This is a genomic window from Planococcus sp. TJ-302, assembly GCF_058268455.1.
In genome coordinates, this window is sequence record NZ_JBZDOI010000001.1 from 1807455 (window position 1) to 1820398 (window position 12944).

A 12944-nucleotide genomic window follows, 5' to 3' on the forward strand; every position below is an offset into this window, starting at 1 on the left:
AAGGAGAGCCTACGCGGCTCTCCTTTTTATGTTCAGTCTGTTTTCAAGCTTACGACAAACTTCATATCCCAATAAACATCGGAACTTTGCGGGCTGTCTTGATGCACTTCCACTGCAAGGACGTTTTCCCCATCTGCCAGATTAGCCAATGCGTCTCTATCCAACGTGATGCGCGTCAATTTATTCTCGGGAGGTATATTTTCTTCGTCCAGATCATTCAAATGGTCGTCATACTCAACTTCAACGTCCGCCATATTATAGCGGCCGATTTCTTCGCCATTCAGATAAATAATCGCTGCGTCATCCGCTTCGAGGTCAATGATGCCGAAATCGCCGATTGCATCGAAGTCATCGATATTGAACGATGTCCGGAAATAGGAAGTCGCGTATTTGTCGGATTCGTCATCCCCGTAACCAATGATTGTCTGGATTTCCCCGAAGGGTTCACGTTCATCGCCTTCCGGATAACCAAGAGGCGCTTGCCCGTCTTCCCAGTCATTATCGTCAAAATCAGGCAGCATCCAGTCAGAGCCGGGATCTGAGCCGTCGTCCAAATAAGTCCAGTCGGATTCGGCTTCCAGCAACGTCGTTTCTTCATGGTCGACAATTGACAGCAAAACCGGGTCAGTTGTCAGACTTTGGCCATCCGCCTTAACTTCCGCCCATATTTCGACTTCTCCAGGCTCGGCGTTTTCCGCTATGCTGACAACTCCGGTCCGAGAAATGGAAATGGCCCCTTCCGGCTCTGTCCGATAGACGATATTTTCTTCGAAAAGGTCATATTGCCCGCCTTCTGTATTGATGCCGGCGACGTCAAGGACAACCTCGGGATAGAAATCTGTCGGTTCGGTCGGTAAAATCGTCCCCGTCGCCGTCAGAGCTGCTTCGCTCAGGCCCGGTACTTCGACTTCAATGGAACTATCTTTGATGATCTTATACGTATCGACAACGTCCATCGTATCGGTTCGGTATGTGATAAATTCCAGGCTTGTCGGCGTCACTGCGACGTTCATGAATGTCGGCACTCCGAGCTGTTCTCTTACTGCAGAATAAGGCTCGGGATCTGTATTCATCGGGTAGAACTTGCTGCCGCTTGCCGAGTTGCCGGTCAGGTAAATCGTCCCTTCAGGGTTGATCACCGCCCCGTCTTCGATCATATGGTTTTTCAGCGGCTTAAAGCCTTTCATCTGGTGGGTCCTGACATAGGAATGGTCATGCCCCATCAATACAGCATCGAATTCCAATTTATCGATTGCCGGAACGAGCTGCTCCCTCAAGCCGAGGACATGGTCGCTCGTCGAATGCACTGCGGCGCTGTAAATGGAATGGTGGAAAACGAGGAACTTCCACTTGAAGTCCTGGCCGGCAGTCGCCTCTATCGTTTCTTCCATGAATTGGACGTGCTCTTCTCCATTTGTTTGGTTCGAATTCAGATTGATGAATAACGCATCGCCATATGTGAAATAATAATTCCCTCCTGAACTGTCATAATTGCCGAGTGCGGCATTCTGGTTCGGGACATTGAAATGGTATTCATAAAAAATCGTATTATCGTGATTCCCGATAGTTGTGGCAGTCGGCACGTGCTTCAGCGCATCCGGGGCAAAATAAGCTTCATATTCTTCTTCCAAATTCCGGTTCTCGACTTGATCCCCAGCGGATTGGATAAAACTCGTCATCGGATACTTGTCCAAAGCCTTTTCCAAAGTTTCGTTCCAGCCGGCTATATCCGCTTTCAAATTTCCGGAAGCACCGATTTGCGGATCACCCATCAACAGGAAATTATACGAATCGGTTTCCCGGGTGTGGAAGCTGTATGTTCCGCTCCAGTTGCCATAGCCGTCGCCCACTCGGTAGATATATTCGGTAGAAGGCTCAAGGCCGGATATAGCTGCTTCGTTGGATGCGTATCCGATGGAAGCGATATCCGAATGGGCCATGCTCTTCTGTACAGCGGCAGCTTCAGTGCCCGCAGTGAAACGGCTTCCCGCTTTGGCATACTCGACGACTCCGGGATTGCGAGTGTCCGGAGAATACCAGGAAAAGTTCATTTCTTGCTCAGTGCGCCCTGGAGCGAATGCGATCGAACTGACGAGGTAGCGCGATGTGTCCGGAAAGACAGTCGGACCGCTCCGGTCGAGCAGCAAGTAGAAGCGGTCATATTGCTCTTTGTAGCTGCCCGAGAAATTCAGCAGCTCTTTCGACAATTGAACGTTTCTCTCTTCGATTTCAGCGCTTTCAGCCAAGGCCAGTGCAGTTTCGGATTCGCCTTCTGCTGCTGCGCTTTCCGCCCCTGACAAGCATATGAAGCTTAATAAGGCTGCCGCTCCGATAAATTCAACAACTTTGGATTTCATAGGAATCAGCCGCATCGTCTTCACTCCACTTCATTGATTTCTTTCAAACCTCCAGCAGCGAACTGCCTAAATGCCGAAAATTTCTGGAAACACACTGGTTGTAAAAAATTGGATGAACGGCATTTGATAGACCCATGACTTAAGGTGAATACTTCTAAAATATAGAAGAGCATAAATACTCAAATCTCTTTCAAAATAGAGATAGATAAACCCTATTTTAATCCATATAATGGAATCTTAATTCCTTAATACAAAATTCAACATTTATTAATTGACTTTTCAGACTTTTATTATATCCTACACTGTTTATGGATAAAAAGAAACCTCTTTGAATAGGAAATATGTACTTATTAGACGTTCATCCATGCAAAAAGTTCGTAGTTTTGTCAACTTCACCATATTTTTGACGGAACATTAACAATAGCCTCAGTTTCACCATTTTTTCAAATAGCCTAATAGCCAAAAGAATAGCCCGCTAAAATAGCGAGCTTCTCTAAATAGAAATTCTAAATAAATCATTTTATTTCATTCGATTGCACCTAGATTTTCAAAGGGCTCAAGGCGCAGCTTCACTTCTCCAACGATTGCTTTGTCGAGCACGAATCCGATTTCCCTTGAATCCACGCTGTTTAGCCGATTGTCGCCCAGCACGAAATATGCCCCGCCAGGCACCGTGAATTCCTCGAAATCCTCTGTCAGTTTTCCCAGCCCCTGCTCACTGGCTAAAACGCGGTTTTCCTCCAGGTAAGCTTCTTGAACCGGCGTACCGTTTAGGAACAGCCGGTCATCGTCCATGCTAATCTTATCTCCCGGAATACCGATTACACGCTTGATGAAGTTTCTGTCCCCAGGCGTCTTAAACACGATTATGTCAAAGTTATCGATATCGCTGAGTTTCACGATCAAGACTTTATCGGCTTCCTCGAAAGTAGGCATCATCGATGTGCCGTGCACTTCTACAGGCTCAAAAAGAAATTGACGGGCCAAAAGCACGATCAGCGCGGTGAACAATAGGATTTTCATCCAGGCAATAAGTTCTTGGATTGCGCCTTCAGCCATCTCTTCCACCCCGTTCTCTGTAGTACATCCATTTTACTACAGCCAAAAGCGCTTGCACATTCGTTTTGCTATTCAATATCCGGATTGCTACAATTGTGTAAATATTAAAAATAGGAGGACTAAAGCATGAAAACCTTATCAACAAATCATGTCATCTACAGCTTTTCCCATTTGAACGAACCTGTCATGAAGGTGCAGCCGGGCGATACAGTAGCCATTGAAACCTATGATTGCTTCCAGAATCAGCTTCAATCTGCCGAACAGGAAGTCGCGGCCATCGATTGGAATGAAATAAACCCCGCTACGGGGCCGATTTTTATTGAAGGCGCAGGAATCGGCGATTTGCTGAAAGTGACCATCGACGAACTCGAAATTGGCACTCAAGGCGTTATGGTGACCGGTCCGGATTTAGGTGTCATGGGACATCGCCTCGAAAAAATGGAATCGAAAATCATTCCAATAGAAGGCGGTAAAGCTATTTTTAGTGATCAGCTCCATATTCCTTTGAACCCGATGATCGGAGTTATCGGTGTTGCCCCTGACGGCCCTCCGATTTCTTGCGGCACTCCAGGAGCACATGGCGGCAATATGGATACGAAACTGATTACAAAAGGTGCAGTTCTCTACTTCCCGGTCTTTGCCGAAGGTGCACTTTTCGCATTGGGGGATTTCCATGCCGCCATGGGCGACGGCGAAGTCAGTGTATCAGGCATTGAAGTGCCGGGACGCGCGACGGTTACATTTGACGTCATCAAAGGCCGGCATTCGAAATATCCGGTTCTCCAAAACAGCGACGGTTTTGCACTCCTCGTTTCTGCCATGACGCTCGACGAAGCGGTCAAAATAGCGGTGGAGGAAACAATTGATCTGCTGCTGCCGCATACCGATTTGAGCGTCAGCGACATGACAATGCTCATGAGCGCGGCCGGCCAGGCACAAATCAGCCAAGTCGTGGATCCGCTTGTGACGGTGCGCTTTTTTGTCCCACAATACGTATTGGATTCGCTCAATATCAAATTATTCTCTTAATGAAGATTTATTTAGGCATTTCAGGAGTGCGGCGGCGTCAGAATCGTCCGACTTTTGAGCCCCGCTCCTTTTTATGTTACACTCAAGAAAAACTTGTAGGTGATAAGAATGGTAGGAAGAAATGACCCATGCCCATGCGGCAGCGGAAAGAAGTATAAAAAATGTCACGGGAAACAGCAAACGGTTTCCATCAATGACATGGTAAATGACGAATTGTTCAAAGTACGCCAGCAATTTTTCTCGGATAACCCGAATCAGGAACAGCTTCCGGCGTTCCGTGAACTTCAGCAGCAATGGCAGCCTCGCTTGATGCAGTCAATGGCTGAAAACGATGCGCAAGCTTTTGTCATCGAAAATTTCCTGTTCATGCAAAAGCCTGAACTATGGGCAGACTTTTTAACAAAACAGGTTGAAGCGGCTCAGCGTCCAACAACCAAAGAAGTTCTTGAAAACTGGAAAAATGTAAAAGTATTCCTTGGCCAATATGTTGCCGGAAACGATACTTCTGCACAATTCAAAGATGCTTTTACAGGCGAAGTCTTCAAAATGACTGACCAGCCTCCGACAGATATGCAGGACAATCAAGGATTATTGGCTATTTTGCTGCCAGATGCACGCATCGGCGAAGAAGGCGCATTGTTCTTGAACGGCTATTTGACAGTTGTCGGCGAATTCAACCCGTTCTTTGAACAGTTGAAAGCGCAAATGGCTTCCGAAAATGCTACTGACGGTACTGCTTATTTGTACGACAATTATTTGGCAGTCGTTGAGATGATCGTTAAATATTCGACAGGCTCGGTCGATGAAAGCCTTGAGCTTTCGCATGAACACCAATCGGTTATGAACGAGCTTAACAAACATATTGAACAGGCGGATTTTGATGCCGAAACAGTTGATAATGTGACAAGCATCCTGAACAGCTATCTTGTGAGCCAACAACCGACTGTCCAAAAGCCTGAAGCACTTGTTGCCGGCTATTGGAGATTCCTGCAGGACCACGAATTGATCAAAGGGCCAATGCTTGCGCCTAAGGACCTCAGCGAAAAATTCGGTGTTTCTTCAAGCACAATCCTAAAACGTTCAAAAGAATTCGGATCTTATTTCGAAGAGCTTTTAGCAAAAAGTTAATCAGCAATAAAGGCGCGGCTTAGGCCGCGCCTTTTTCATGCCATTTTACCCACAAAGCCAAGTCCTGCAACGATTTCCAACCTGTTTGAAAGCGAAAATTTAATATAAATCCGTTTGTTTGCAGAAATCCAGGGAATCAGGAGAATATGTGGGTTATTTATTGAGAGAGACAGATTTCCCCGTCGCCAAGTGCATTAATCTGCGTCTTATGCACAAGATTTATGGCTTACCTGTGTGGTGTGGGGATAAAAACGTTCTTTTTCCCTAAAAAAACCTTATCAACATGTTGATAAGGTTTTGCGGCGAAATGTTACTCAAATAAAGGAGGACAAGAAGATGTTCGAAATCACATTGAACAGTTTTATCCGAATTGTCACCGTCGGTTTTCTGGCGTATATCGGCCTCGTATTCTTTTTACGCACTTCCGGAAAACGGACATTGACGAAATTGAACGCTTTCGATTTGGTCGTAACCGTAGCATTGGGGTCGACGCTTGCGACGGTTTTATTGAGCAAAGACGTCAGCTTGCTCGAAGGGATGACTGCCTTCGCTTTGTTGATCATCATGCAGTACTTGATGACGTTTCTGGCAGTCCGTTCGAAAGGCTTTGCCAATTTCATCAAATCTGAACCGAAGTTACTGTATAGCGGCGGCTCGTTTTTGGAAGAGGCGATGAAGAAAGAACGAATTACGGAAAACGAGATTCTTCAAGCGGTGCGGAACCAAGGAACAGGAAGCATGGACAAAGTCCAGGCAATTGTTCTGGAAACCGACGGCAGCCTGTCAGTCATCAGCGGTGAACCAGGCAATACCCTGAACAATGTAGAAATGAACAGTGAGCAATAGCTCCGGTTAGCAGCAAGCAAATGCATAAAAAAAGGTTCCGGAGGATTCCGGAACCTTTTTTTTATGACCTTGGGGTTTTTACCCGTTGTTTGCGGTGCTCCCGGCGGGCAGGTGCACTTTCAAAAAAGAGCTTCTCTCCTGCGGATTCCGGAATCACAGCTGGGACCTGCGCCGGTTTGCCGTCTTCTCCCATTGCGACCATCGTCAGGAACGATTCGGTAGTCAGCCGCTCTTCCCCAGTCTGCAAATTATGCGATTTCACGCGTACGTAAACTTCCATTGAAGTTCTGCCCGTAGACGTTACATTCGCTTCAAGTTCCAACACATCGCCGACGTGTGCGGAGGACAGAAAGTCAACCGAGTCAATCGACGCTGTTACTACTTGTTTGCGGGAATGCTTCATAGCGGAAATTCCGGCAATCTCATCGATATAGGCAAGCACCTTGCCTCCGAAAATTGAGTTCATGTGATTCGTATCCGGGGGCAATACCAGTTTTGTCTGGATTGTCCGTGATTCCTTCATCGGCCTTGTTTCCATTTTCAACACTCCTTCTGCTTCTTGCTGTTTTTAAATACACTTCCCTTCTATGATATATTAAAAATAAGGGGGAGTAACAATGACAGAATTATTGAGAATTTTGAACACACCTGAATTCCAATCCAAAAAAACCTTGAAAGGCCAATTGGAGGAGCTGGGAATAAAAGAAGGTGACTCACTCATTGTCCATTCATCGCTTAAGTCGATGGGATGGATTGCAGGAGGCCCTCAGGCGGTCGTTGAGGCATTAATAGAGACAATTACCGTAAAAGGGACCTTAGTTATGCCTGCGCAGTCAGCGGATAACTCAGACCCTTCTTATTGGATGGCGCCGCCCATCCCGGAAAATTGGCATCAACCATTGCGTGATGAGCTTCCAGCGTATGATCCTCACCTGACGCCCATGCGTGGCATGGGCAAAATCGCTGAATGCCTGCACCGCCACCCGGACACGATCCGCAGTCCGCATCCAGCCCACTCCTTTATGGCTTGGGGCATAAATGCCGCTCATTGGATGAGCGAGCAGCCAATCGAAAATTCTTTCGGACCCGGGTCGCCGCTTGGCAAAATGATGGAAGCGGATGTGAAAATCGTATTGCTCGGCACCGGTTTTGATTCATGCACAGCTTTGCATTATGCAGAGTTTGTCCAAAGCGACAGAACTACATCCCCACAAGGCGCCGCTATTATGAAAGACGGCGAGCGGATCTGGCAGCAATTCGACTGCGTGGATATGGACTCTGAGCGTTTCCCTGAAATCGCCAAAGCATACCCGGGAGCTATCACAACCGGCAGACTTGGCCAAGCTGAAGTTCAGATTGCCCCTATGCGTCCGCTTGTCGAATTCGGCATCGAATGGCTGAAAGCCAATCCTTCGCCAAAAGAAGAACAATCATAAAAGCCTGTCCATCGGAGTGGACTGTCCTTCCATCTATTTCATGGAGAGGCAGCCCAATAATGGACAGGCTTTTATGTATAGACGATTTCATCCAATAAATCCTCAAGGCGGGTATTGCTGGCGTTGAAAGAATCCACGAACGCATTGATAATGTCAGCAGGTTCCGCTATGTTCTCCCAATCCAGCCGGTATCCGGCGTTCAAGGCAAGCTGGCGGGCGAATTCCCTTACCGTCCTGCCATTCCCTTCACGAAAAGGATGCAAAGCATTCAGTTCCGCCAAATAATGGGCAAGGCGGGGAATGAATTGGCTGCGCGGCAAGCCTTTCAGGTAGTTGTCCCGCTTTAGCTCCACAAAGATTCTGCGCAATTCCGCATCGATGAACTTTGGATGCGCAAAAGACGAGGAACCTTTCGAAATCATCTCTTCCCGAATTTTCCCAGCAAAAGGATAGACATCCTGCAGGATAGAGCGGTGGATTTCAATAAAAGCTTCCATATCAACCGGATCGGCGGGTTTTTTAATACGCAATTCCGATAACCGGAACAGCGTATAGACTTTTTCCAGCTCTTTCAGTTTTTCTTCATCCATTAAGTTGAACAGATTGACCAGTACCTCCGACTCGGGGTAGCAGTACATAGAGCTATGCTGGTACTTAGACATTGAATTTCGACTTGATGGCCCGGTGGAATTGAGCTTCCGTCCGTTCGCCAGTCAACACCGACCTCACAAAATTCTCATCCTCGTTTGTTACATCAAAGCCTTCAGTCACTAGAGAATGTGCAGCATAAGAAATTGCATGGCTGGCTTGTTCATGGGAAACACGGTTAACTAATTTCGTCAAGTTCATGACCACCTTTCGTTTTCCAATCATACCATTTTTCTGCCCTTTTTTCCATCCTTAACCCCTATTCCATAAGGTTTTCAGCGATTTTTTTGCACAAAAAAACCGGATGCTGAAGCACCCGGTTTTCAGTTTGTTGAAAAGCAGAATTATAAAAGTAATAAAGCATATTTTGACATTGATATTCCGCAAAACAGCCCCGCTTTCCTGCGGGCTTGCGCCGAACTAACTCGTGCTGACGCCCGAGTTAGTTCGGCACTTCGTCGCTACGCTGCCCCGTGGGAGTCGGAGCTGTTTTGCTCCAAATCTGAATATTCGCCGGAAATTCAGAGAGCATATTTTCATGTTCTTCGATAAAAGAAATGATTCTCTATTAGGAAATACCTTTGAATGATGCGGAACGCGTCCGCCTAGAGCGAAATGAAAAGACACTACTAGAAATTTTCTCGACAAAAAAAACCGGATGCCGAAGCACCCGGTTTTCTTTATGCCTGCTGCTGCAGTTCTTTGGTTTCTTCGGCTGTAAAAGGCCGGGATCTCGTTAAGAACCGTTTGCCTTCCACGCCTTCCAACGAAAACATGCCGCCGCGCCCATTCACAACATCAATAATCAGCTGTGTATGGCTCCAGTACTCGAATTGGTTTTTATGCATATAGAATTTGCTGCCACCGATTTCGCCGAGCAGCACATCCTGGTCGCCTAGAAACAAATCGCCTACCGGATAGCACATCGGTGAACTGCCATCACAGCAGCCTCCCGATTGGTGGAACATGACCGGTCCGTGTTTCTTTTTCAGCAATTCAATCAGCTCAAGTGCCGCTTCTGTTGCAATTACTCGTTGGACCATCTTAATCCCTTCTTTCCTTGATCAAAAGAACCCTTGTTTGTCATCACTGTAGCTGACAAGCATATTTTTCGTCTGCTGGTAATGGTCTAGCATCATTTTGTGGTTCTCACGTCCGACGCCGGACATTTTGTAGCCCCCGAATGCTGCGTGTGCAGGGTATTGGTGGTAGCAGTTTGTCCAAACACGGCCAGCTTGGATGCCGCGTCCGAAACGGTAAGCCGTATTCGTGTCGCGCGTCCAGATTCCCGCTCCCAATCCATATAACGTATCGTTAGCGATTTCAAGCGCTTCTTCTTTTGTTTTGAATGTCGTAACCGAAACGACCGGCCCGAAAATCTCTTCTTGGAAAACGCGCATCTTGTTATTGCCTTTAAAGACAGTAGGCTTGATATAATAGCCTTCTGCTAAGTCTCCTTCAAGTATATTGCGGTCTCCGCCAATCAATACTTCAGCACCTTCTTGCTTGCCGATATCCAGGTAAGACATGATTTTTTCCATTTGTTCTTGTGAAGCTTGAGCGCCCATCATTGTTTCAGGATCAAGCGGATTGCCGATTTTAATTGCAGCAACGCGTTTTAAAGCGCGCTCCATGAATGCATCGTAGATATCTTCGTGGATCAGTACGCGTGAAGGGCATGTACATACTTCGCCTTGGTTTAAGGCAAACATGACAAAACCTTCAATCGCTTTATCCAGGAATGCATCGTCTTCATCCATTATGTCTTTGAAGAAGATATTCGGTGATTTACCGCCAAGCTCCAATGTTACCGGAATCAAGTTTTGCGACGCGTATTGCATGATCATACGGCCTGTTGTCGTTTCACCCGTAAATGCCACTTTTGCAACGCGCGGGCTTGAAGCAAGCGGTTTGCCTGCTTCCAATCCGAAGCCGTTGACGATGTTCAATACGCCTGGTGGAATCAGATCGCCTACCAGTTCAGCCCAAACGAGAATGCTCGCCGGTGTCTGTTCAGCAGGTTTCAAGACGACGCAGTTTCCAGCTGCAAGTGCAGGTGCAAGTTTCCAGACAGCCATCAGCAACGGGAAGTTCCAAGGAATGATCTGGCCCACGACGCCCAGCGGCTCATGGAAATGATAAGCTACCGTATCTTCGTCAATTTGGCTGATCGAACCTTCTTGCGCGCGGATCACACCCGCGAAATAGCGGAAATGATCAATTGCCAAAGGAATATCGGCATTCAAGGTTTCACGGACTGCTTTTCCGTTATCCCAAGTTTCAGCGACTGCCAATAATTCCAGGTTTTCTTCCATGCGGTCTGCAATTTTCAATAATATATTTGAGCGGACAGTAGTCGATGTTTTGCCCCATGCCTCTTTTGCCGCATGTGCAGCGTCAAGCGCCGCTTCTACGTCTTCAGCTGTCGAACGCGCCACTTCTGTGAATTTTTTGCCGTTTACTGGAGAAACATTATCAAAATACTGGCCATTCGCCGGAGCTCGCCACTCTCCATTTATAAAGTTTTCGTACCTTTCCTTAAAAGAGTGTTTCGCTCCTTGCGTGTTCGGCATCGCATATTCCATTACCATTCTGTTTCCTCCCTTTATCTTTTTTGCCTTTCTTGTATGCGCTTACATTCCCTTAGAAAAAGAGTGCTGCACATCAAGAAACAGCTTCCCTTCTATATTGTCAAAAAAATTAGAAAATTGCAAGCGATTTGGATAAATTCTAGGTCCCATTTCACATCGTTTTGTTTATTCGGCCTGAAGGGTATACTGTTTAATAGAAAAAGAAATAAGCAATGAAGGGATTTTATTTATGCGAATCAATAAGTTTTTGAGTGAAACGGGCATCACCTCGCGCCGCGGCGCCGATAAATTCATCGAAGCAGGACGTGTCACTATCAATGGCCAGCTGGCGGAACTTGGCAGCAAAGTCGGACCGCGCGACGAAGTCCAAGTCGATGGCAAAATCATTGAACAACCGCAAGAAGAATACGTCTACATCGCGCTCAACAAACCCGTTGGCATTACAAGTACGACCGAGCGCCATATCGAAGGCAATATTGTGGATTTCGTCAACCATCCTTTGCGTATCTTCCACGTCGGTAGGCTGGACAAGGATTCGGAAGGTTTGATTTTGCTGACGAACGACGGCGACATTGTCAACGAGATTCTACGGGCGGAAAATGAACACGAAAAAGAATACATCGTCAAAGTGGATATGCCGATTACAGAATCTTTCTTGAAGAAAATGTCGGAAGGCGTTGAGATTCTTGATACAAAAACGCTGCCGGCTAAAGCTGAGAAGATTTCGAAATTCTCATTCCGCTTGACGATCCGACAAGGATTGAACCGTCAGATCCGGCGCATGTGCCAAGCGCTCGGCTATGAAGTCCGCGATTTGAAGCGGGTGCGCATTATGAACATTCACCTAGGCGGCTTATCGACAGGCGAATGGCGGAATCTGACAGAGGAAGAACGCAACGACCTGTTCCGCGAACTCGACTACAAACCTAAACGATAGGAGACAGATACATGCTGACATTGCAGAACACCCCTAACCACGCAGGCGTTAAGATCAGCGGTGATTATTTCGATCTTGAAGAATTGAACAAAGCGATTTACCATGTAATCGGCGATGAAAACAAATACCATAATTATACCGGCTCCCGGACCCGGATTCTTGGGATTTCCCACGCAATCCGCCAAGCCGCGCTTGGCGAACGCAATTTGGAAACTGTTTTTAACGGTTTGACGGAACACGCAAAAAAACAAAAGAGCTTTATATCTCCTGATAAAAATATCTATTTCTCTACGGAAGTGCTGTGGCCTGAAATCTTATACGCAGCGGTGGCACTCAAGGATTTTGTCCGCCTGCACCGCGAAGAATCCACATTCCCCGACTGGGAGCCAGAAGTGCACGTTATCACTCATTTCCAGTCGCTTGTGCTGGATTGCCTTCACGGCCAAGTGCCTGAAGAAGAATACCAGATCATCATGAAGACATTCAGCCAATCTTCTTCTGTCGGTGATTATGCTATCCAATACATCGATTTTCTCAATCTGAAGTTTATCGATATGGCGAAGCAGCAGCGTGAAAAAGCGCTGTCTGCTGTCGCGATGAAGATTGCTGTGCAAGACAACGAATACACCGCATTTCGCCAGCAGGTGCTGGCAGCGGCAAATCCATCCAAAAAAAGCATACACGAAATTTACTTTAAAGCTGATTACCCTGAACAGATTGATTGGTGACATGAAAAGTGCAGGCGCCTTGCTAGGCCCGACAAGCGCTGGAGGGCTTGGCTTGAATGGCGCTTTTTGCTATTCTGGACAAGACCGAAGCGTCTCGAGGGCCTAGGCGCCGGAGCTGGACAACAAGAAAAGCGGAAACGGCCGATAAGGTTCGACAGCATAAGACGGACTGGCGAAGCGGCGTG

The 12944-nt window shown here is 46.9% G+C and carries 13 protein-coding genes; 6 read left to right on the plus strand and 7 right to left on the minus strand.

Going from position 1 to position 12944, the window contains the following annotated elements; genetic code table 11:
* Positions 1 to 32: 32 nt before the first annotated feature.
* Together AC4EHB_RS08855 and lepB are read right to left on the minus strand one after the other, a co-directional pair.
* A complete protein-coding gene (locus AC4EHB_RS08855; RefSeq protein WP_490981221.1) occupies positions 33 to 2372 on the minus strand; it encodes a purple acid phosphatase family protein in 2340 nt (779 codons plus the stop codon).
* A 510-nt stretch (positions 2373 to 2882) separates the two neighbouring features.
* On the minus strand, positions 2883 to 3416 hold the full coding sequence (gene lepB / locus AC4EHB_RS08860) for a signal peptidase I (RefSeq protein WP_490975204.1): 534 nt from the start codon (positions 3414 to 3416) through the stop codon (positions 2883 to 2885).
* A 126-nt stretch (positions 3417 to 3542) separates the two neighbouring features.
* On the opposite strand from lepB, the gene AC4EHB_RS08865 reads away from it, so the two are divergent.
* The 3 genes from AC4EHB_RS08865 to AC4EHB_RS08875 all read left to right on the plus strand — a co-directional run bounded on the left by AC4EHB_RS08865 (position 3543) and on the right by AC4EHB_RS08875 (position 6419).
* A complete protein-coding gene (locus AC4EHB_RS08865; RefSeq protein WP_490975205.1) occupies positions 3543 to 4445 on the plus strand; it encodes an acetamidase/formamidase family protein in 903 nt (300 codons plus the stop codon).
* A gap of 108 nt (positions 4446 to 4553) precedes the next feature.
* Positions 4554 to 5573 (plus strand): YecA family protein, encoded by a 1020-nt coding sequence (locus AC4EHB_RS08870; RefSeq protein ID WP_490981222.1) that lies wholly within the window; start codon positions 4554 to 4556, stop codon positions 5571 to 5573.
* A 336-nt stretch (positions 5574 to 5909) separates the two neighbouring features.
* Entirely contained in the window at positions 5910 to 6419 is a 510-nt protein-coding gene (locus tag AC4EHB_RS08875; RefSeq protein ID WP_490975207.1) for a DUF421 domain-containing protein, read from the plus strand.
* A gap of 61 nt (positions 6420 to 6480) precedes the next feature.
* Here the strand turns inward: AC4EHB_RS08875 and AC4EHB_RS08880 are convergent, their stop codons facing one another.
* Positions 6481 to 6957, minus strand: a complete 477-nt coding sequence (locus AC4EHB_RS08880) for an acyl-CoA thioesterase (RefSeq protein WP_490975208.1) — start codon at positions 6955 to 6957, stop codon at positions 6481 to 6483.
* Between the two features lie 79 nt (positions 6958 to 7036).
* On the opposite strand from AC4EHB_RS08880, the gene AC4EHB_RS08885 reads away from it, so the two are divergent.
* Positions 7037 to 7855: an AAC(3) family N-acetyltransferase gene (locus AC4EHB_RS08885; protein WP_490975209.1), complete on the plus strand. Its 819-nt coding sequence runs from the start codon at positions 7037 to 7039 to the stop codon at positions 7853 to 7855.
* 71 nt (positions 7856 to 7926) lie between these two features.
* Here the strand turns inward: AC4EHB_RS08885 and AC4EHB_RS08890 are convergent, their stop codons facing one another.
* From AC4EHB_RS08890 to adh, 4 genes are all read right to left on the minus strand, one after another.
* Complete coding sequence (locus AC4EHB_RS08890) at positions 7927 to 8517, minus strand: Fic/DOC family protein (RefSeq protein WP_490981223.1); 591 nt, start codon at positions 8515 to 8517, stop codon at positions 7927 to 7929.
* Positions 8510 to 8698: a hypothetical protein gene (locus AC4EHB_RS08895; RefSeq protein WP_490975211.1), complete on the minus strand. Its 189-nt coding sequence runs from the start codon at positions 8696 to 8698 to the stop codon at positions 8510 to 8512. Before AC4EHB_RS08895 ends, AC4EHB_RS08890 begins: the two co-directional genes overlap by 8 nt.
* Positions 8699 to 9183: 485 nt before the next feature.
* On the minus strand, positions 9184 to 9546 hold the full coding sequence (locus AC4EHB_RS08900) for a DUF779 domain-containing protein (protein ID WP_490975212.1): 363 nt from the start codon (positions 9544 to 9546) through the stop codon (positions 9184 to 9186).
* 21 nt (positions 9547 to 9567) lie between these two features.
* Positions 9568 to 11088: an aldehyde dehydrogenase gene (adh, locus tag AC4EHB_RS08905; protein ID WP_490975643.1), complete on the minus strand. Its 1521-nt coding sequence runs from the start codon at positions 11086 to 11088 to the stop codon at positions 9568 to 9570.
* Between the two features lie 235 nt (positions 11089 to 11323).
* On the opposite strand from adh, the gene rluF reads away from it, so the two are divergent.
* On the plus strand, positions 11324 to 12031 hold the full coding sequence (rluF, locus tag AC4EHB_RS08910) for a 23S rRNA pseudouridine(2604) synthase RluF (protein WP_490975213.1): 708 nt from the start codon (positions 11324 to 11326) through the stop codon (positions 12029 to 12031).
* A gap of 11 nt (positions 12032 to 12042) precedes the next feature.
* Positions 12043 to 12759, plus strand: coding sequence for a DUF6904 family protein (locus tag AC4EHB_RS08915; protein ID WP_490975214.1), 717 nt, complete (start codon positions 12043 to 12045; stop codon positions 12757 to 12759).
* Positions 12760 to 12944 lie beyond the last annotated feature (185 nt).

Bases quoted from the DNA above. Each gene is read 5' to 3' on its own strand.
- AC4EHB_RS08855 (WP_490981221.1), bottom strand. From the start codon at position 2,372: ATGCGGCTGATTCCTATGAAATCCAAAGTTGTTGAATTTATCGGAGCG.
- lepB (WP_490975204.1), bottom strand. From the start codon at position 3,416: ATGGCTGAAGGCGCAATCCAAGAACTTATTGCCTGGATGAAAATCCTA.
- AC4EHB_RS08865 (WP_490975205.1), top strand. From the start codon at position 3,543: ATGAAAACCTTATCAACAAATCATGTCATCTACAGCTTTTCCCATTTG.
- AC4EHB_RS08870 (WP_490981222.1), top strand. From the start codon at position 4,554: ATGGTAGGAAGAAATGACCCATGCCCATGCGGCAGCGGAAAGAAGTAT.
- AC4EHB_RS08875 (WP_490975207.1), top strand. From the start codon at position 5,910: ATGTTCGAAATCACATTGAACAGTTTTATCCGAATTGTCACCGTCGGT.
- AC4EHB_RS08880 (WP_490975208.1), bottom strand. From the start codon at position 6,957: ATGGAAACAAGGCCGATGAAGGAATCACGGACAATCCAGACAAAACTG.
- AC4EHB_RS08885 (WP_490975209.1), top strand. From the start codon at position 7,037: ATGACAGAATTATTGAGAATTTTGAACACACCTGAATTCCAATCCAAA.
- AC4EHB_RS08890 (WP_490981223.1), bottom strand. From the start codon at position 8,517: ATGTCTAAGTACCAGCATAGCTCTATGTACTGCTACCCCGAGTCGGAG.
- AC4EHB_RS08900 (WP_490975212.1), bottom strand. From the start codon at position 9,546: ATGGTCCAACGAGTAATTGCAACAGAAGCGGCACTTGAGCTGATTGAA.
- adh (WP_490975643.1), bottom strand. From the start codon at position 11,088: ATGGAATATGCGATGCCGAACACGCAAGGAGCGAAACACTCTTTTAAG.
- rluF (WP_490975213.1), top strand. From the start codon at position 11,324: ATGCGAATCAATAAGTTTTTGAGTGAAACGGGCATCACCTCGCGCCGC.
- AC4EHB_RS08915 (WP_490975214.1), top strand. From the start codon at position 12,043: ATGCTGACATTGCAGAACACCCCTAACCACGCAGGCGTTAAGATCAGC.